Source organism: Pseudomonas sp. efr-133-TYG-103a (assembly GCF_030209235.1).
In the GTDB taxonomy this organism is placed as follows: Bacteria; Pseudomonadota; Gammaproteobacteria; order Pseudomonadales; family Pseudomonadaceae; genus Aquipseudomonas.
Genome location: NZ_JARVSK010000035.1, coordinates 79,700 through 98,242, shown reverse-complemented (window position 1 = coordinate 98,242; position 18,543 = coordinate 79,700). Strand labels below are relative to the sequence as shown.

The 18,543-nt window shown below is 61.1% G+C and carries 16 protein-coding genes; 7 read left to right on the top strand and 9 right to left on the bottom strand.

Going from position 1 to position 18,543, the window contains the following annotated elements:
• Positions 1 to 123 precede the first annotated feature (123 nt).
• The gene (locus tag QRN36_RS24530; protein WP_093468547.1) at positions 124 to 570 is read left to right on the top strand and encodes a response regulator; all 447 of its coding nucleotides are present in this window, start codon (positions 124 to 126) and stop codon (positions 568 to 570) included.
• 241 nt (positions 571 to 811) lie between these two features.
• On the opposite strand, the gene QRN36_RS24525 is transcribed toward QRN36_RS24530, so the two are convergent.
• Positions 812 to 2,989, bottom strand: a complete 2,178-nt coding sequence (locus tag QRN36_RS24525; protein WP_285426404.1) for a malate synthase G — start codon at positions 2,987 to 2,989, stop codon at positions 812 to 814.
• 448 nt (positions 2,990 to 3,437) lie between these two features.
• Here QRN36_RS24525 and QRN36_RS24520 point away from each other — a divergent pair, with 448 nt between their 5' ends.
• Positions 3,438 to 3,962 (top strand): ACT domain-containing protein, encoded by a 525-nt coding sequence (locus QRN36_RS24520; RefSeq protein WP_285426403.1) that lies wholly within the window; start codon positions 3,438 to 3,440, stop codon positions 3,960 to 3,962.
• Between the two features lie 255 nt (positions 3,963 to 4,217).
• Here QRN36_RS24520 and rarD read toward each other — a convergent pair whose 3' ends face one another.
• From rarD to QRN36_RS24495, 5 genes are all read right to left on the bottom strand, one after another.
• The gene (rarD, locus tag QRN36_RS24515) at positions 4,218 to 5,111 is read right to left on the bottom strand and encodes an EamA family transporter RarD (RefSeq protein ID WP_285426402.1); all 894 of its coding nucleotides are present in this window, start codon (positions 5,109 to 5,111) and stop codon (positions 4,218 to 4,220) included.
• A gap of 202 nt (positions 5,112 to 5,313) precedes the next feature.
• Positions 5,314 to 6,288: a serine/threonine protein kinase gene (locus QRN36_RS24510; protein WP_285426401.1), complete on the bottom strand. Its 975-nt coding sequence runs from the start codon at positions 6,286 to 6,288 to the stop codon at positions 5,314 to 5,316.
• A 209-nt stretch (positions 6,289 to 6,497) separates the two neighbouring features.
• Positions 6,498 to 8,426: a PhoX family phosphatase gene (locus QRN36_RS24505; protein ID WP_285426400.1), complete on the bottom strand. Its 1,929-nt coding sequence runs from the start codon at positions 8,424 to 8,426 to the stop codon at positions 6,498 to 6,500.
• A gap of 105 nt (positions 8,427 to 8,531) precedes the next feature.
• Positions 8,532 to 9,296: a TOBE domain-containing protein gene (locus QRN36_RS24500; protein WP_285426399.1), complete on the bottom strand. Its 765-nt coding sequence runs from the start codon at positions 9,294 to 9,296 to the stop codon at positions 8,532 to 8,534.
• Positions 9,297 to 9,455: 159 nt separating this feature from the next.
• Complete coding sequence (locus QRN36_RS24495) at positions 9,456 to 10,190, bottom strand: ComF family protein (protein ID WP_285426398.1); 735 nt, start codon at positions 10,188 to 10,190, stop codon at positions 9,456 to 9,458.
• A gap of 109 nt (positions 10,191 to 10,299) precedes the next feature.
• Between QRN36_RS24495 and bioB the strand changes: the two genes are divergently transcribed.
• The 5 genes from bioB (at position 10,300) to bioD (ending at position 15,017) form a co-directional block, all read left to right on the top strand.
• A complete protein-coding gene (bioB, locus tag QRN36_RS24490; protein ID WP_285426397.1) occupies positions 10,300 to 11,355 on the top strand; it encodes a biotin synthase BioB in 1,056 nt (351 codons plus the stop codon).
• A gap of 138 nt (positions 11,356 to 11,493) precedes the next feature.
• Entirely contained in the window at positions 11,494 to 12,684 is a 1,191-nt protein-coding gene (gene bioF / locus QRN36_RS24485; RefSeq protein ID WP_285426396.1) for an 8-amino-7-oxononanoate synthase, read from the top strand.
• Positions 12,677 to 13,408, top strand: coding sequence for an alpha/beta fold hydrolase (locus QRN36_RS24480; RefSeq protein WP_285426395.1), 732 nt, complete (start codon positions 12,677 to 12,679; stop codon positions 13,406 to 13,408). The genes bioF and QRN36_RS24480 overlap by 8 nt, the downstream gene beginning before the upstream one ends.
• Complete coding sequence (gene bioC / locus QRN36_RS24475) at positions 13,401 to 14,249, top strand: malonyl-ACP O-methyltransferase BioC (RefSeq protein WP_285426394.1); 849 nt, start codon at positions 13,401 to 13,403, stop codon at positions 14,247 to 14,249. The genes QRN36_RS24480 and bioC overlap by 8 nt, the downstream gene beginning before the upstream one ends.
• An 87-nt stretch (positions 14,250 to 14,336) precedes the next feature.
• Positions 14,337 to 15,017, top strand: coding sequence for a dethiobiotin synthase (gene bioD / locus QRN36_RS24470; RefSeq protein WP_093468824.1), 681 nt, complete (start codon positions 14,337 to 14,339; stop codon positions 15,015 to 15,017).
• A gap of 297 nt (positions 15,018 to 15,314) precedes the next feature.
• On the opposite strand, the gene QRN36_RS24465 is transcribed toward bioD, so the two are convergent.
• Genes QRN36_RS24465 through QRN36_RS24455 form a run of 3 tightly spaced genes read right to left on the bottom strand, consistent with a single transcriptional unit; the run spans position 15,315 to position 18,532 of the window.
• On the bottom strand, positions 15,315 to 16,790 hold the full coding sequence (locus QRN36_RS24465; RefSeq protein WP_285426393.1) for an aldehyde dehydrogenase family protein: 1,476 nt from the start codon (positions 16,788 to 16,790) through the stop codon (positions 15,315 to 15,317).
• Positions 16,783 to 17,601: an ABC transporter permease gene (locus QRN36_RS24460; protein ID WP_285426392.1), complete on the bottom strand. Its 819-nt coding sequence runs from the start codon at positions 17,599 to 17,601 to the stop codon at positions 16,783 to 16,785. Before QRN36_RS24460 ends, QRN36_RS24465 begins: the two co-directional genes overlap by 8 nt.
• Before the next feature lies 1 nt (position 17,602).
• Entirely contained in the window at positions 17,603 to 18,532 is a 930-nt protein-coding gene (locus QRN36_RS24455) for an ABC transporter permease (protein ID WP_285426391.1), read from the bottom strand.
• Positions 18,533 to 18,543 lie beyond the last annotated feature (11 nt).

The following is an 18,543-nucleotide window of genomic DNA, read 5'->3' as shown; positions in this document are numbered from 1 at the left end:
AAAACCTCTCGGTGCGTATCGCGCAAAGGCTTGAAGAGCCTGGCAGGAAGCCGACAAAGTGCGCAGCGTATTCTGTCTTTATGCGCTGTCAGAATGAGAAGTCGACGGGAAGATGAGACGGGTATGTTCGATCACGATATTTTGAGTGATGAAGAGCGCGAGGCCCTTAATGAGGTGATGCTTGCGCCTGCATCGCAATCGCCACAACGGGTGTTGATCGTCGATGACGACAAGGATGCTCGGGAAGTTCTGGCCGAAATTCTCAGTCTCAACGACATCAGCTGTATTACCGCCGCGGGCGGCACCAGTGCCATGCACTTGCTGGAAACCCGACCCTCGATCGCGCTGCTGATCACTGATCTGCGCATGGCGCCATGCGATGGTCTGGACCTGATACGACAGGTGCGCGACTCGGATCGTGCGGCGTTGCCGATCATTATCGTGTCAGGCGATGCGCACGTGCGCGATGCCATCGATGCGATGCACCTGAGCGTCGTGGACTTTCTGCTCAAGCCCATCAATACCAAACAGCTGCTTCGTCTGGTGAAGCGGGAATTGGGCATGGCGTAGTGCCCCGCAGTCCACTGTGCCTGCGATGCATCGGGACATCCGGCAGTCATGTGTCGGATGTACCGGCTTTTGCGGGCAAGCGCGCTCCTGCAGGAGTCATCGTTACTGCAGCCGTCCGGCTCAATGGCAGTGATTTTCTCAAAATTGCCACAGTGGGCAGAACTGTTGTGCTGCTGAATCCCTCAACAAAGAAAAAGGCGGAGTGTCGTGAGACACGCCGCCTTTTTGTTCACCGGGGCATTTACAGACCGTTCTTCGCCTTGAACTCACGACGGCGGCGATGCAGCACCGGCTCGGTGTAGCCGTTCGGCTGCCGCGTGCCTTCGATCACCAGCTCGACAGCCGCCTGAAACGCAATGTTGCTGTCGAAGTCCCCAGCCAGTGGCCGATACAACGAATCGCCTGCGTTCTGACGGTCCACAACCGGCGCCATGCGCTTGAGGCTTTCAATCACTTGCTGCTCGGTGACCACGCAATGACGCAGCCAGTTGGCGATGTGCTGGCTGGAAATACGCAGCGTGGCGCGGTCTTCCATCAGGCCGATGTCGTTGATGTCCAGCACCTTTGAACAACCGACGCCCTGATCGATCCAGCGCACGACATAGCCGAGGATGCCTTGGGCGTTATTGTCCAGTTCGTTCTGGGTTTCCTCCGCCGACCAGTCAGTGTTCGGCGCCAGCGGAATGGTCAGAATATCGTCGACCGACGCCGGTGCGCGCTGAGCCAGTTCGGCCTGACGGGCGAACACGTCGACCTTGTGGTAATGCAGCGCGTGCAGCGCTGCGGCGGTCGGCGAGGGCACCCATGCGGTATTGGCGCCCGCCAGCGGATGAGCGATTTTCTGTTCCAGCATTGCGGCCATCAGGTCGGGCATCGCCCACATGCCTTTACCGATCTGCGCGCGGCCTTGCAGGCCACACTTGAGTCCGATATCGACGTTGGAGTTTTCGTACGCGCCAATCCACTTTTCAGCCTTCATCTGAGCTTTGCGCACGACCGGCCCGGCCTCCATCGAGGTGTGAATTTCGTCGCCGGTGCGGTCCAGGAAACCGGTGTTGATGAACACCACCCGCTCGCTTGCGGCCTTGATGCAAGCCTTGAGGTTGATAGTGGTCCGACGCTCCTCGTCCATGATCCCGACCTTCAACGTGTTGCGCGGCAGACTCAGTACGTCTTCGATGCGGCCGAACAACTCGTTGGTGAACGCGACTTCTTCCGGGCCGTGCATTTTGGGTTTGACGATATACACCGAACCCGCACGGCTATTGGCCCTCGAGGTATTGCCCTTGAGGTTGTGAATCGCCGCCAGGCTGGTCAGCAAACCGTCGAGAATACCTTCCGGCACCTCGTCGCCCTGATTGTCGAGAATCGCATCAATGGTCATCAGGTGACCCACGTTGCGCACGAACAGCAGCGAGCGTCCGTGCAGCGTGACCGGTGTTCCTTCAGGCGAGGTGTAGACACGGTCGGGGTTCATGGTGCGGGTGAAGGTGGTGCCGCCCTTGGCGACCTCCTCGGACAGGTCGCCTTTCATCAGGCCCAGCCAGTTGCGATACACCACGACCTTGTCGTCGGCATCGACCGCGGCGATGGAGTCTTCGCAATCCATGATGGTCGTCAGGGCTGCTTCCATCAGAACGTCTTTGACGCCTGCTGCATCGGTCTGGCCGACAGGGCTGGTAGCGTCGATCTGGATTTCGAAATGCAAGCCGTTGTGCTTGAGCAGAAGGGCAGTGGGCGCTGACGCATCGCCCTGGAAACCGATCAGTTGCGCGTCGTCACGCAGGCCCGTGTTGGTGCCGCCTTTCAGGCTGACGATCAGGACGCCGTCGACCAGCTTGTAGCCCGTGGAGTCGACGTGAGAGCCGGCGGCCAATGGCGCGGCTTCGTCCAGAAAGGCGCGGGCGAACGCAATGACCTTGTCACCGCGTACCTTGTTGTAGCCCTTGCCTTTTTCCGCGCCGTTTTCTTCGCTGATGGCATCGGTGCCGTACAAGGCGTCGTACAGCGAACCCCAGCGGGCGTTCGAGGCGTTGAGGGCGAAGCGGGCGTTCATGACCGGGACGACCAGTTGCGGACCGGCCATGTGGGCGATTTCTTCATCGACGTTTTGCGTCGTGGCCTGGAAGTCCGCCGCTTCTGGCAGCAGATAACCGATTTCCTGCAGGAAGGCTTTGTATGCGGCGGCGTCATGGGCCTTGCCAGCATTGGACTGATGCCAGGCGTCGATGCGCGCCTGGAAGTCATCACGTTTGGCGAGCAGGGCTTTGTTTTTCGGCGCCAGCTCATGAATCAGCTTGTCGGCACCGGCCCAGAATGCAGCGGCATCAACACCGGTTCCGGGGATGGCTTCGTTGTTCACGAAATCCAGCAGGACTTTGGCGACCTTAAGGCCACCGACTTGAACGTGCTCAGTCATTGCTTGCCTCACTCTACTCAGCTATCTGCGCTTCAATCTTGAGCGCTCTCTTGTTAAAGCCATCGACATCGCTGCTTGGCGCACGCCAGAACATGCCATCACTGGCGGCTGGGACTCGCGCCCTGTTGAATGCAGTGACGCTGGGTCAGGCATCGTTTTACGTCTGGGTAACGGTATGTAGTGAACGCGTGGGGATACTACATGATGAGTCGCGGTGTGAAAATCACACAAAATATGTCACCGAGCGACCGGAAATTCGGCTGTGGTCATATCGCGGTTACGGATGTTCTCAAAAACGGCATGGATTGTTCCAGATAATTATCAGGATCGTACACATAATCTCTCCCGCTGAAGCCGTCGGGCGTAGTCGCAGCCCTTGCCTATACTTGCCCGACAGCCTTGCAGGCAGATGAATCTGCCCGCGGACGGGCATAAAGAGGAGTCGACCGTGGATCATCTTATCGTCACAGTTTTCGCCCCGGACAAGCCAGGTCAAGTCGAGCAAATCGCCGCGTGCGTTGCCGATCATGGTGGAAATTGGCTGGAAAGCCGCATGACGCACATGGCCGGGCAGTTCGCCGGCATTCTGAAAATCGGGGTGCCTGCCGAATCCCACGATGGATTGCGCAGCGCCTTGCAAGCGCTGTCGGCAGATGGCATTCGCGTGCAGTTCGCCGAAGGGGGCGTTGAAACGTCCGCCGCCTGGAAGCCCATCAATATGGAGCTGGTTGGCGCGGACCGTCCCGGCATCGTGCGCGATGTCACGCGCTTGTTGACTGAGCAGGGGGTGAACGTTGAGCGGCTGGTGACCAACGTGGAGCCAGCGCCGATGAGCAGCGAACCGTTATTCCGCGCGCACGCTTTGCTGGGGCTGCCGTTGACCCTGTCTCTGGATGTTTTGCAACGCTGCCTGGAAACGTTGGCCGACGACTTGATGGTTGAGTTGACACTCAAAGCGGACGAACAGGTCTAGGCGGCTTTCCGAGGGCGCGTTCTGATGAGATGCAGCCAGCGAAGGTTATCCAGTATTTTCATGCGTCTGGCTGTGGATAACCTGCGGATACTGAGCTGCAGGGCACGTAAATGAAGGCTTTGCGCAGGTTGAACAAAAAACGTTCAAATTCAACGGCTTGTGCACAAATAGGTTGAATGAGGTTGTGGATAACCTGCGCGTTGTTTGCTGCAGGCCACGTGCACCGTGGTCTGCAGCGCGCTGGTTATTAAATGATCAGCGCTCGGCCCGACGTCGCATCGCAAGCCAGGCGTCAACGCTGTAGATGATCAGCCCGGTCCAGATGAACGTGAACGTGACCATTGTCGCCGGATTCATGTGCTCGCCGAACATGAGCACTGCCAACGCCAGGACTAACGTCGGCGCGATGTATTGCAAGAAGCCCAGTGTGGCGTAGGGCAGATGTCGGGCGGCGGCGTTGAAACAGACCAACGGCACCAGCGTGACCGGGCCTGCGGCGGCAAGCCAGATCGCTTGCGAGGTCGTCCAGAACTCAGGTTGGGCGCTATGCGCCAGCGGGTTGAACACCAGCCAGCCAATCGCCAGCGGCACGAGGATCCAGGTCTCCACGACCAGTCCCGGTAACGCCGCAACGGGCGCCTTTTTCCGGATCAGGCCGTAGAAACCGAACGTGAACGCCAGCGCGAGAGAGATCCACGGCAGGCTGCCCACTTGCCATACTTGCTGGGCCACGCCGACTAGCGCGAGCAGCACCGCGACCCACTGGAGCGGGCGCAGCCTTTCCCGCAGCAACACCAGACCCAGCATCACGTTCACCAGCGGGTTGATGAAGTATCCCAGGCTCGCTTCGACCATGTGGTCGTTGTTCACCGCCCAGACGTAGATCAACCAGTTGGCGGCAATGAGCGAGCCGCTGCACGCCAGAATGGCGAGGCGTCGCGGGTTGTCACGCAGCTCGCGCCACCAGCCGGGATGCTTCCAGACCAGCAGCAACAAGGATCCGGATATCGCCGACCAGATCGCGCGATTGACGATGATTTCCAGCGCAGGCACTGCTGAAAGCAGCTTGAAGTAGATGGGAAACAATCCCCAGATGATGTAGGCGCTAAGGCCGAGAATGTACCCGCGACGCGGGTTGGCAGCTTGCATGTAAGGTCCTTCGGCAAGTCGTTTTTATAAGGTTAAAGAGTGGATACGCGCAGGCGTGAGCGTGCTCGCAACTAAAGGTCGGTTTCTCAACCAATCCGTTCCACGAAAAGAACGCGGAACATGCGGCGCTGTAGGACCGGCTTCAGCCGGGAAGGGGGCTTTCCTGCCGATCATGGCCAAGCCCGTACCTGCAGCGGCAGGTTCAAAACAGCTTCAATGGCTCCTCGTTCAGTGCCGCGGCTTGCTCGCGCAACGCCAGGACCTGGTCGCCCCAATAGCGTTCGGTGCCGAACCAGGAAAAACTGTGCGGGAACGCCGGGTCGTCCCAGCGGCGGGCCAGCCATGCGCTGTAATGCAACAGACGCAGGGCGCGCAACGGCTCGATCAGCGCCAGTTCGCGCGGGTCGAAATCGTGGAATTCGTTGTAGCCGTCCATCAGCTCCGATAACTGACTCAGGCAATCCTGACGGTCGCCCGCCAGCATCATCCACACATCCTGAACCGCCGGGCCCATGCGGCAGTCATCGAGGTCGACGATGTGGAAGATCTCATCGCGGGTCATCATGTTGCCGGGATGACAATCGCCATGCATGCGAATGTTCGTATGGGGAGTGGCCGCGTAGGCATCTTCGACGCGCTTGAGCAGGTCCTTGGCGACCGACTCGTAAGCGGGCAGCAGGCTGCGAGGGATGACGTCGTTTTCCAGCAAGTAATTGAGCGAGTCATGCCCGAAATTCTTCACGCCAAGCGCTTCACGATGCTGGAAGGGGCGAGTGGCGCCGACCGCATGAATACGTCCCAACAGTTGGCCCAGACGATAAAGCTGGTCCAGGTTGCCCGGCTCCGGCGCCCGGCCGCCACGGCGCGGGAACAGCGTAAAGCGAAAGCCGGCGTGCTCGAACAATGTCTGGCCGTTATGGACAAGCGGGGCGACCACCGGAATCTCCACATCCGCCAGTTCAGCCGTGAAGCTGTGCTCTTCGAGGATGGCGTCGTCGGTCCAGCGGTTGGGGCGATAGAACTTGGCGATCAACGGCTGGCCTTCGTCGATGCCGACCTGATACACCCGGTTTTCATAGCTGTTGAGGGCCAGAATACGGGCATCGCTGACGAAGCCGATGCTTTCGACGGCATCCAGCACGAGGTCAGGTGTAAGTGTTGCAAACGGGTGGGCCATGCTAACTCCTGCGCGCAGCAGGCTGCCGCGTCGGGCCAGTCATGGTAACGCAGAGCGGGACAAAACTTGCACTTATCCTGCAACGGCGCGCTTGCGCCGGGCACATCTGAATGACAAGGCCCGTGCATCCACAGGCTTTCCATCGAATCTCATTCAGCATGACGGGCAAGCGCGCTCCTGCAGGTGCGGCGGCTACAATCGGCGGCCCGTCACGCGCCGATCACCCCACCATCCTCCCGGGTGATCACCATTACCGACGATCGTGGCTTGCCGTTGGGCAGATGCTCGGGAAAGGTCGAGCCGCCGTTCTCACCGGGATGCTGGATGCCGACGAACAGTGCCTTCTGGTCCGGCGCGAAACTGATCCCGGTGACCTCGCAGCCCACAGGGCCGACCATGAACCGGCGAATTTCACCATTTTGCGGGTCGGCGCACAGCATCTGATTGTTACCCATGCCGGCGAAGTCTCCGGTATTGCTGGAGTCGCCGTCGGTGAGAATCCACAGACGACCGGCGTTGTCGAAGCCCAGGCCATCGGGGCTGTTGAACATGTTTTGCGGGTTGATGTTTGCCGAGCCGCCCTGGGGCGTGCCGCCGTGCACGCCCGGGTTTCCAGCCACGACGAACAAATCCCAGGCGAAGGACATGGCGGCAGCGTCCGAGCCGGCTTCCTGCCAGCGCAGAATCTGCCCGTACTGATTTTTCGCACGCGGATTCGGTCCGCCCACCGGCTGCCCCTCGTCGCCGCGTTTGATGTTGTTGGTCAGCGTGCAGTAAACCTGACCGTCCTTCGGGCTGACCACGATCCACTCCGGCCGGTCCATGCGCGTGGCCTTCACCTGGCTTGCGGCCAGGCGAGCGTGAATGAGCACTTCGGCCTGACTGGCAAAGCCGCTCGAAGCATCGATGCCGTTTTTGCCGTGGGTCAGTTCGATCCACTTGCCTTGACCTTTCGGGCGGTCCGGGTTGCTGTCGCCTTCATCGAACTGCGCCACATACAGGGTGCCGTGATCGAGAATGTCGCGATTGGCCTTGGGATTCTTGTGGTCGACCTTGTCGCGGCTGACGAATTTGTAGATGAACTCGCCGCGCTCGTCGTCGCCCATGTACACGACCACACGGCCGTCCCGGGTTTCGGTCAGCGCCGCATTTTCGTGCTTGAAGCGACCCAGCGCCGTGCGTTTGACCGGCGTGGACTCGGGATCGAACGGATCGATTTCGACCACCCAGCCATGACGATGCGGCTCGTTAGGGTTTTTCGCGATGTCGAAGCGCGGATCGTGCAGGTGCCAGTTGACTTCCTTGCTGGCGGCGACGATGCCGTAGCGCTTGGTTGCCGGATCGAATTGCTGTGCAGGATCGCTGCTGCCGAAGCAGTCAGTGAAGTTCTCCTCGCACGTCAGATAGGTCCCCCACGGCGTTTTGCCGTTGGCGCAATTCTGGAAAGTGCCGAGCACCGCCTTGCCGGTGTTGTCGGCAGCGGTTTTCAGCCAGTCGTGGCCTGCGGCCGGGCCGCCCAGTGCAATCGGTGTGTTGCCGTGAATACGGCGGTTGTAGCGCGAGCCTTGAACGAATCGCCATTGCCCGCCTTCGCGCTTCACTTCGATGACCGATACGCCCTCGCTGGCCTGTGCCTTGTGCACATCTTCCGCGGACTGAGGGTCCTTGCCATGATCGAACAGGTAGCGGTAGTTGGTGTATTCGTTGTTGATCGCCATCAGCGCGCGACGGGCGGTGTCGGGATTGTCACCCGGGAAGGTAAACAGGCTCATGCCGTCGTTGTTGTCACCGAATTGCAGCTCCTGGGCCTTCGCCGTGCCCTTGCCGCTGGGGGCGAACGCTGGCCCGCCGTTGTGCAGCGGCTGCCCCCAACTGATCAGAACGGACGAGGTGTAACCCGGCGGCAAGCTGATGCTGTCGGCAGTGGCTGCGGGAATGCTGTCAAAGCCCAGCAGAGAGCGGTTGCCTGCGCTGACGCTCGACGCCATGACGCTGCGGCTGAGTAGATTGCCGCCCAGAAACATCGCCGCGCCGCACAGGGCGCCCGCGCTGATGAAGCCTCGGCGGGTAAGACCTGTGGCCTGGTGTTGCACAAGATTTTCGAGGTCAGTGGACTGGTGTTCTTCTAATAGCGTCATCACGGGCTTCCTGCGGTTTTGTGCAAAACCATAGGCAGTCCGGATGACGCTATTGTGTCAGCCGCATGACGACAGTCATGGCGTGACAGGACGTTTCAGCAGCACTCAGAGCGGTGTGCCGACCAGCACGTAGGAGGGCGCGAATTGCACGTTCACCTCGCTGCCCGCGCTGAGTTTCTGGGCGTCGAGCGATTCTTTTTCAGCCAGTGCGCAGAGTGTCTGACCGCTCGACAGCACAATTCTGACTTCGCACGGGCCGTCTTCGGCGTGCAAAACTTCCTCGATCTTTCCGTTCAGGCAATTGTGTCCAGTTGTTGCCGTCGCGTTTGGCGGCAACAATTCCAGCCAACTGGCCTTGATCAGCGCAAAGACGTCTGTCCCGATTTCCAGCTCCAGGCGCAAGGTGCTGTCGTGAGTGATCTGGGCGTCGACCGACAGTCCGCCCGCCAGTTGCAGGCCGATCATGTCGTTACGACCGAAACGGGTGATGCTCGAAACCTGACCGTGCAACTGGTTGCGGGCGCTGGTGCGCAGCATCAGGCGACTGAGCAGCGCCAAATCGCTGGATTCTTCCGGCGTTTCCAGCAATTGCGTCTGCAATGCCTGCAACCGCTGATACAGCCGCAGCACGCGTTCGCCTTCGGCCGACAGCTTTGCGCCGCCACCGCCACGCCCTCCAACGCTGCGCTCGACGAGTGGCTGCTGCGCCAGGTTGTTCAGCTCGTCGATGGCGTCCCACGCCGCCTTATAACTGAGCCCGGCGCTCTTTGCCGCCCGGGTGATCGAGCCTTGCTCGGCGATGTGCTGCAACAGCGCAATGCGATGCGGGCGGCGGACCATGTGTTGGGTCAGGGAAGTGGGTAGCGACATGATGAGCAGGTTTTTTGTGGAGATGAGCGCGGAGTGTATGCCAAAAAGCATCCGTTCAAATGGCGCGGTAAACATGCGTGAGCGAATTCATTCGCGATGCGGGCTGCGCTCGCCGAAGATTCATCGAGTGCATCGGCCCATTGCCAGGGGAATCAGAGCCTAATCCCCGGGCTTGGGCGTTCGTGCCAGGCAATACACATCGACCTGTCTGGCCCCTGCGCCAATCAACAGTCTGGCGATCGTGTCGACGGTTGAGCCTGTGGTCAGCACGTCGTCGATCAGTGCAACGTGTTTGTTCAAGATCGGCAGGGGATCGGTGAGTGCGAATGCTTCGCGCAGATTGCGCTTTCGCGCTTTGGCGTCCAGCCCCTGTTGCGCCGGTGTCTCCTTCACACGCCGCACGGTTTTCTCATCCACTGGCAACGATAACGATTTGCCCAGCCACTGCGCCAGCATCGCCGCCTGGTTGTATCCACGCTGGCGCAGCCTTTTGCTGGCCAGCGGGACGGGGATCAGAACGTCGGGGCGCCGCAAGCCTTCGTCAAAACGATGCTGCAGCGTCCGGCCGAGCAATTCGGCCAGCAACCGACCCAACGGCCATTTGCCCTGATGCTTGAAACGTGTGACCAGCGCGTCGATGGGGAAGTCGTACAGCCACGGCACGATGACGTCGCTGAAGGTCGGCGGCTGCCGCGAGCACTGCGCGCAGGTCAGGCCGGACATCGGCATGGGCAAAGCGCACCGCTCGCACTGGTCGATGAGCCAGGGGAGATCGGTTTCGCAGTGCGTGCAGATTGAGTGCTGAGTGTCAGCCGGTTCATCGCACAACAAACAAGGTTGTACAGTTTTTAACCAGATGTAAACCTGATGCCCGTTGTGTGGTTGACAGCGCATGGCTCTTCCTTAAATATGCCGAACATCCGTGTTGCGCCTGTGGGCTTTACGGTTTTGCCGCTTGTGCGAAACCGCCCGGGTCATCTTCAAAAACATCAAGGAGCCGCCCATGAGCGCCAGCATCAATGCCACTTTGCGTCACGACTGGAATCTAGCCGAGGTCAAGGCACTGTTTACACAGCCCTTCAATGACCTGCTGTTTCAGGCGCAAACGGTGCATCGCGCTCATTTCGACGCCAACCGTGTTCAAGTCTCCACGCTGCTTTCGATCAAGACCGGCGCCTGCCCGGAAGACTGCAAGTACTGCCCGCAATCTGGCCATTACAACACCGGTCTTGAGAAAGAAAAGCTGATGCAGGTTCAGCAGGTTCTGGAAGAGGCCGCGCGGGCCAAGGCCATCGGTTCGACCCGTTTCTGCATGGGCGCTGCCTGGAAACACCCGTCGGCCAAGGACATGCCCTACGTGCTGGAAATGGTCAAAGGCGTGAAGGCCATGGGGCTTGAGACGTGCATGACCCTCGGCAAACTGGATCAGGATCAGACCAAGGCACTGGCCGAGGCGGGTCTTGATTACTACAACCACAACCTCGACACCTCGCCGGACTTCTACACCAGCATCATCACCACGCGCACCTACAGCGAGCGCCTGCAAACCCTGGCGTACGTTCGCGACGCGGGCATGAAGATCTGCTCGGGCGGCATTCTGGGCATGGGTGAGTCGCTGGACGACCGCGCCAATCTGCTGATCCAGCTGGCCAACCTGCCGGAGCATCCTGAGTCGGTGCCGATCAACATGCTGGTCAAGGTCGCGGGCACGCCGCTGGCCAACGCCGAAGACGTCGATCCGTTCGACTTCATCCGCATGCTGGCGGTTGCGCGCATTCTGATGCCCAAATCCCACGTGCGCCTGTCGGCTGGCCGCGAGGCGATGAACGATCAGATGCAGGCCTTGGCGTTCTTCGCCGGTGCCAACTCGATCTTCTACGGCGACAAACTGCTGACCACCGCCAACCCGCAGGCCGACAAGGACATGCTGCTGTTTTCGCGACTGGGCATTCAACCCGAAGCCCGCGAAGAGCATTCGGATGAGGTGCACCAGGCGGCCATCGAACAGGCGCTCATCGAACAGAAAAGCAGCGAAATGTTTTACGACGCAGCGGTGTGACAGCACGCGGATCCCTTGTAGGAGCGCGCTTGCCCGCGATGGCGGTGTGTCAGTCGGCCAAGATGGCGCAGACAGATCTGTATCGCGGGCAAGCGCGCTCCTACAGGCCCACATTTTCTGCTTAACCACGAGGCCTGCATGTCTTTCGATCTGAGCGCACGTCTCGCTGCCCGCCGTGCCGAACACCTTTATCGCCAGCGTCCGCTGCTGGAGAGTCCGCAGGGCCCTGAAGTGGTGGTCGATGGTAAGCCGCTGCTCGCGTTCTGCAACAACGACTACATGGGGCTTGCCAGCCATCCCGAGGTGGTCGCCGCCTGGAAAGCCGGGGCGCAGCGCTGGGGCGTAGGTGGCGGTGCTTCGCATCTGGTCATCGGCCACAGCACCGCGCATCACGAACTCGAAGAAGCGCTGGCCGAATTCACCGGCCGACCGCGCGCCTTGCTGTTCTCCAACGGTTACATGGCCAACCTTGGCACGGTCACCGCGCTGGTGGGACAGGGCGACACGGTGCTTGAGGACCGCCTCAACCATGCGTCCCTCCTGGATGCCGGGCTGCTGAGCGGCGCTCGGTTTTCCCGCTATCTGCACAACGACCCGCAAAGCCTGAGCTCGCGGCTGCAAAAATCCGTCGGCGACACGCTCGTGGTGACGGACGGCGTCTTCAGCATGGATGGCGACATCGCCGACCTGCCGGCGCTGGCGAAAGTCGCCAAAGCGCGCAACGCCTGGCTGATGGTCGATGACGCCCACGGGTTTGGTCCGCTGGGCGCTCACGGTGCCGGTATCGTCGAACATTTCGGCTTGAGCATGGAGGACGTGCCCGTGCTGATCGGCACGCTGGGCAAATCGTTCGGCACCGCGGGCGCGTTCGTCGCGGGCAGCGATGAGCTGATCGAGACGCTGATCCAGTTCGCCCGGCCATACATTTACACCACCAGCCAGCCACCCGCGCTGGCCTGCGCTACCTTGAAAAGCCTGGAACTGCTGCGCACCGAGCACTGGCGCCGCGAGCATCTGCAAGCGCTGATCAAGCAGTTTCGCGAAGGCGCGCAGGCGATTGGCCTCCAGTTGATGGACAGCTTCACGCCGATCCAGCCCATTCTCATCGGCGACAGCGACCGGGCTCTGCGCCTGTCGCAGATGCTCCGTGAGCGCGGCCTCATGGTCACGGCCATCCGGCCGCCCACCGTTCCGGTCGCAAGCGCACGTCTGCGCGTGACGCTGTCTGCCGCCCACAGCCACGCGCAGGTGCAGCTATTGTTGGAAGCACTGGAGCAGTGCTACCCGCTGCTGGGGGAAAGTGCGTCGATGGAGCCACATCATGCGTGACCGTTTGATTCTGTTGCCGGGCTGGGGGCTTGGGGTTTCGCCGCTGGAGCCGCTGGCTGCGGCGTTGCGAGGTCTGGACGAACATCTGCATGTCGAAATAGAGCCGTTGCCCGACCTGGACAACGATGACCTCGACGACTGGCTCGACGAACTCGACGCCACGCTGGCCGACAACGTCTGGCTCGGCGGCTGGTCGCTGGGCGGCATGCTGGCGGCCGAACTGGCCGCGCGGCGGGGCGAGCGGTGCTGTGGTCTGGCGACGTTCGCCAGCAACGTGTGTTTCGTCGCCAGAAGTCAGTGGCCCAATGCGATGGCGCAGACCGATTTCGACGCATTCATTGCGGGCTGCAAGTCCGATCCGGAAGCGACCCTCAAACGCTTCAGTCTGCTGTGCGTGCAGGGCGCTGAAGAGCCGCGCGCCCTGTCGCGTCAACTCAAGGCGGGCGCACCGCATGGATCGAGCAGTGGCCTGATCGAGGGCCTCAAACTGCTCGAACAGATGGACACGCGCGCGGCGCTTCAGGCGTTTCGTGGCCCGCAATTGCATCTGTTCGCGGGGCTCGATGCCTTGGTGCCGGCCGAAGCATCGGCGGATTTGCTGACACTTTTGCCCGACATTGAGGTCGGTGTCATCGAGCAGGCCAGCCACGCGTTCATTCTGGAAAATCCACATGGCGTGGCGGCGGCGGTCCAGGCGTTCCTACATGAGTCCGGTGATGACTGATCTTTCCCATTGTGCGGTGCTCAAAGCCGTGAAACAGCAACAGGCGACCCTCCAGAGCCACCTTCCTGACAAGCGTCAGGTGGCGGCCTCCTTCTCCAAAGCGGCGGCCAGCTATGACAGCGTGGCGGACCTGCAGCGTGCGGTGGGCACAGAACTGCTGTCGCGCTTGCCGAACCTTTCGCCCTCGCGCTGGCTGGATCTGGGCAGCGGCACTGGTTACTTCAGCCGCATGCTGGCCGAGCAATTCGCTCAGGGTGAAGGCGTTGCACTGGATATCGCCGAAGGCATGCTGCGACATGCACGTCCATTGGGCGGCGCTCAACACTACGTGGCGGGCGATGCCGAAAACCTCCCTCTGCGCGATGGCTGTGTCGGGCTGATGTTCTCCAGCCTGGCGGTGCAATGGTGTTCGGATTTTTCAGCGGTACTGGCGCAGGCCGAACGCGTGCTTCAGCCGGGCGGCGTCTTCGCGTTTGCCAGCCTGTGTGTCGGGACTTTGTATGAGTTGCGCGACAGTTGGCAGGCCGTTGACGGCATGGTTCACGTCAACCGTTTCCGCAGTTTCGACGACTACCAGCGTCTCTGCGCCGCAAGTGGAATGCACGTGCGCAGCCTCGATGTGTTACCGCATGTGCTGCATTATCCCGACGTTCGCAGCCTTACCCACGAGTTGAAAGCGTTGGGCGCTCACAACATTAATCCCGGCCGTCCTGGTGGGCTGACGGGCAGGGCGAGGATTCAGGCGCTGATTCAGGCCTACGAAGCGTTTCGTCAGGAAGCGGGCCTGCCTGCGACGTATCAAGTCGTCTACGGCGTGCTGGAAAAGCCGTCGATTGTTTAAAAAGTGACCGATTTGGCGAGCGCCGTTCGTGTGGGCGCTATAGTGATAAGGCAATAGTTTGAAATATCTGAACGGATGGTCGCCACGATGAGCGTTGCTTATTTCATCACGGGAACCGATACCGATGTTGGCAAGACCACCATTGCGACGGGACTCCTTTACGCGGCGCGACAGTCCGGACTGAGCACGGCGGCGGGCAAGCCCGTCGCGTCGGGCTGCGACGTGAAGCCAAAAGGGCTGCGTAATTCCGATGCCGTCGCGTTGCGGGCCGAATGCTCTATTCCCCTGACCTATAACGAGGTCAACCCGGTCGCTTTCGAACCGGCCATCGCCCCACACCTGGCCGCCCGCGAGGCAGGCGTTGCATTGACGGTGCAGTCATTGCTGGGCCCGATGCGACACATCCTCGGCAAAAAGGCCGATTTCACTTTGATCGAAGGCGCGGGCGGCTGGCGCGTGCCGCTGGCCGATCAGGCCAATCTCTCTGATCTTGCCATCGCGTTGAAGCTGCCGGTGATTCTGGTGGTGGGCGTGCGCCTGGGGTGTATCAGCCACGCGCTGTTGTCGGCCGAAGCGATTGCCAATGATGGGCTGCAACTGGCGGGCTGGGTGGCGAACATTATCGATCCGAAGACTTCACGTCTGGAGGAGAACCTTGCCACGCTGGCCGAGCGGCTGCCCGCGCCTTGCCTGGGCCGGGTGCCGCACATGAAGAAGGCCACTGCGGAGATGATCGCCGAGCATCTGCATCTGGAGTTGCTGGATTAACGCGCTTTGGGGATGTTCCGCGAACTGCCGGGGCCTTCTCAGCGAATCCAGGCAGCTCGGCGTGTCAGACACAGCCGGTGCGCCGGTTCTGCTGCCGCTTCGCGCCAGTTCGCGGGACAAGCCACGCTCCTACACTCACCGACAGAAGCGAAACTGCGGGGCAAGCCCGCTCCTACACTCACCGACAGAAGCGAAACTGCGGGACGAGCCACGCTCCTGCACTCACAGACAGAAGCGAAACCGAGGGACGAGCTGCGCTCCTGCACTCATCGGGCAGAAGCGAGATCGGGGGTAAGCTCACTGCTGCAAATACCAGCCCCAAGGCTGGTCGCTGATGTACTCGGTCACCTGCTTGACCTCCAGATAATTGTCCAGGCCCCACTGACCCAATTCCCTGCCGATGCCGCTGTGTTTCATCCCGCCCCACGGTGCTTCGACGAACGTGGGTTGTGAGCAGTTGACCCAGACGATGCCGGCGCGCAGGTGGTTGGCGACTCGCGTCGCTCTTTGCGGGTCGGCGCTCATGACCGCTGCGGCGAGGCCGAAGCGACTGGCGTTGGCCATCTGCACCGCTTGCTGTTCGTCCTTGAAGCGCTTCACGCAGAGCACCGGCCCGAAGATTTCTTCACGCCAGACGATACTGTTGTCAGCGGGCTCATCGAAAATCGCCGGTTCCATGAAGTAGCCCTCGTTAAGGTGCGCTGGCCGCTTGCCTCCGGTCAACAACCGGGCGCCGCTGGCTTTGCCCTGATCAACGAAACCCAGCACTTTTTCGTACTGCCCCCGACTCACCAGTGGGCCCAGCAATACGCCGGGTTCGAGGCCTTGGCCGATGGAGATTTTGCGTGTCTCGTCCACCAGCCGTTCAATCAGGCGTGGGGCAATGTTCTCCTGCACCAGCAGCCGGGAGGTCGCGCTGCACACTTGCCCCTGGTTCCAGAAAATCCCGAACAGAATCCACTCGACCGCCGCCTCGACGTCAGCGTCATCGAACACGATGAATGCCGATTTACCGCCCAGTTCAAGACTGATGTTTTTGATGTCGCCCGCCGCAGCCGACATGATTTTCGACCCGGTGGGCACGCTGCCGGTAAAGGCCAGCTTATCGACGCCCGGATGCAACGTCAGCGGGCTTCCCGCCTCGGCGCCCAGCCCGGTCACGACATTGAGCACTCCGGCGGGCAGGCCGATGCGATCTGCCGCGCCTGCCAGTTCCAGCGCAGTCAGCGGCGTCAGTTCAGAGGGTTTGAGTACCACCGTGGCGCCCGCCGCCAGTGCCGGCGCGACTTTCCACGCGGCCATCAGCAGCGGGTAATTCCACGGAATGATCTGGCCGGCCACGCCGATGGGCTCCAGACGAACGCGGCAACGAAAGCGCTCATCGGGCAGCGCCAGTGGCTGATCCTGTCGGTCATCCAGCTCGCGGGCCAGACCGGCGTAATAGCGGAAGCACGCAATCGCATCGCCAATGTCCCACTGCGCTTCGGGCAGCGGCTTGCCGTTATCGCGCACTTCCAGCGTCGCCAGCGCATCCTGCGAGCTTTGCAGCTCATCGGCCAGCGCTTCCAGCCAGGTCGCGCGCTCGGCGCCGGTGGACTTTCCCCAATCGCTGTCGAACGCGCGGCGTGCGGCGCGCACGGCATGATCGATGTCTTCCTCCGTGCCGGCCGAGACCCGTTGCAGCGTCTGTTCGGTCGCCGGATCGATGACGTCCAGATAACCGCCAAGGTCGGGGCTGACCCACTCGCCGTTGATGTACAACTGATCACGCATGTGAGGCTCCTGTGCGGCGATTCTGCAGATGACGGGAGGTGAACAGCAGCGCCAGCGAAGCGCAGATGATCACGGTCGAAACGGCGTTGATCTCCGGCGTGACGCCGCGCCGGATGGACGAGAAGATGTAAATCGGTAGCGTGGTTTCAGGCCCTGCCACGAAGAAGGCGATGATGAAGTCGTCGAAGCTGAAGGTGAACGCCAGGAGAAAGCCCGCCATGATCGCTGGGGTGATTTGCGGCAGCGTCACGCGCCAGAAGGTTTCCAGCGGTGGCGCGTACAGGTCGGCGGAAGCTTCTTGCAGCGCTTTGTCGAGTGAGTCAACGCGACTGCGCACGATCACCATCACCAACGCCATGGTGAACAGCGAGTGTGCGGCGACCACTGTGAAGAAGCCCATGTTCAGCCTGGGCATGCTCGGCATCAACTGCGCCAGCAGCGGGTTCAGCACGTCGAACACGCTGATGAAGGCGATCAGCGTGGAGATGCCGATGACGATGCCGGGAATGATGATCGCGCAGTAGGTCAATGCATCGAACACCAGACGCACCTTGCTGCCGGCCCGTTGCAGGCCGAAGACCGCGAGTGTGCCGAACAGGGTCGCCAATACCGCCGAGCACGCGGCGATCAATGCGCTGTTGCCCAGTGCTTCCATGATGAACGGGTTGCTGAACGCTCGGCCGAACCACTGCACCGAACAGCATTCAAAGGCCAGACCGCTGCGTCCGGCGTTGAAGCTGAACAGCATGATCAGCGCGATGGGCAAATACAGAAACAAGTAAAGCGAGGTGGAGTACGTGCGCAGCCACATGTCAGAGCGCTCCTTCGCCAGTTTTGCCGCCGAAGCGGGCGACCAGTTTGAGATAGACGCCGATGATCACCAGCATGATTGCCACCAGCGTCATCGCCAGTGCGCTGCCGAACGGCCAGTTGCGCGATTGCAGGAACAGGTCCACCAGTGCGTTGCCGACGAAGAACACCTTGCCGCCACCGAGCACGGCCGGGATCAGAAACTCCCCCATCAGCAGGATGAACACCAGCATGACTCCAGTGATGATCCCCGGCGCTGACAGCGGCAGTGTGATGCGCCGGAAGCTCTCGAAGGCGCTGGCGCCCAGATCCGCCGAAGCTTCAAGCAGGCGCTTGTCGAGTTTTTCCAGGCTCACGTAAATTGGGAACACCATCAGCGGCAGATAGCCGTAAACGATCCCGATCAGCACCGCGTACGGCGTGTTGATCAGGCGAACGTCATCCAGACCGACGCTCGCCAGCAAGGCAGGAATGCCCTTGCCGCTGAGGATGAAAATCCACGCGTAGGTGCGAATCAGGAAACTGGTCCAGAACGGCACGATCACCAGCGTCAGCAGTAACGACCGGTTCTTCCCTGCCTTGACCGCGAGAAAATAGGCCAGCGGATATGCTGCCAGCAGGCACATCAGCGTACCCAGCGGCGCCAGCACCAGCGTATTGCTGAACGCTGCCGCGCGTGAGCCCAGATTGAAGTAGTTGGCCAGCGTCAGGCCGCCGGCATAGCCGCCGACGGCGCTGCGCTCGCCAAAGCTGAAAACCAGGATGATCACCAGCGGCATCACCAGAAGCAGCAGGAACCACAAGGTCGATGGCAGCAACATCAGCAACGTGATGCGTCGCGCGAGACTGCGCCGCTTGTTCTGCGCGAGTTGGCTTTCAGCGTCTGCGGCGCTGCTCTCGGCGTGCCGGGCCGAATTGATGACGGCATCCATGGACGGTTCCT

Excerpts from the sequence above, each read along its gene's own strand:
- QRN36_RS24530 (WP_093468547.1), top strand. The coding sequence starts at position 124 with ATGTTCGATCACGATATTTTGAGTGATGAAGAGCGCGAGGCCCTTAAT.
- QRN36_RS24525 (WP_285426404.1), bottom strand. The coding sequence starts at position 2,989 with ATGACTGAGCACGTTCAAGTCGGTGGCCTTAAGGTCGCCAAAGTCCTG.
- rarD (WP_285426402.1), bottom strand. The coding sequence starts at position 5,111 with ATGCAAGCTGCCAACCCGCGTCGCGGGTACATTCTCGGCCTTAGCGCC.
- QRN36_RS24510 (WP_285426401.1), bottom strand. The coding sequence starts at position 6,288 with ATGGCCCACCCGTTTGCAACACTTACACCTGACCTCGTGCTGGATGCC.
- QRN36_RS24505 (WP_285426400.1), bottom strand. The coding sequence starts at position 8,426 with ATGACGCTATTAGAAGAACACCAGTCCACTGACCTCGAAAATCTTGTG.
- QRN36_RS24500 (WP_285426399.1), bottom strand. The coding sequence starts at position 9,296 with ATGTCGCTACCCACTTCCCTGACCCAACACATGGTCCGCCGCCCGCAT.
- QRN36_RS24495 (WP_285426398.1), bottom strand. The coding sequence starts at position 10,190 with ATGCGCTGTCAACCACACAACGGGCATCAGGTTTACATCTGGTTAAAA.
- bioB (WP_285426397.1), top strand. The coding sequence starts at position 10,300 with ATGAGCGCCAGCATCAATGCCACTTTGCGTCACGACTGGAATCTAGCC.
- bioF (WP_285426396.1), top strand. The coding sequence starts at position 11,494 with ATGTCTTTCGATCTGAGCGCACGTCTCGCTGCCCGCCGTGCCGAACAC.
- QRN36_RS24480 (WP_285426395.1), top strand. The coding sequence starts at position 12,677 with ATGCGTGACCGTTTGATTCTGTTGCCGGGCTGGGGGCTTGGGGTTTCG.
- bioC (WP_285426394.1), top strand. The coding sequence starts at position 13,401 with ATGACTGATCTTTCCCATTGTGCGGTGCTCAAAGCCGTGAAACAGCAA.
- bioD (WP_093468824.1), top strand. The coding sequence starts at position 14,337 with ATGAGCGTTGCTTATTTCATCACGGGAACCGATACCGATGTTGGCAAG.
- QRN36_RS24465 (WP_285426393.1), bottom strand. The coding sequence starts at position 16,790 with ATGCGTGATCAGTTGTACATCAACGGCGAGTGGGTCAGCCCCGACCTT.
- QRN36_RS24460 (WP_285426392.1), bottom strand. The coding sequence starts at position 17,601 with ATGTGGCTGCGCACGTACTCCACCTCGCTTTACTTGTTTCTGTATTTG.
- QRN36_RS24455 (WP_285426391.1), bottom strand. The coding sequence starts at position 18,532 with ATGGATGCCGTCATCAATTCGGCCCGGCACGCCGAGAGCAGCGCCGCA.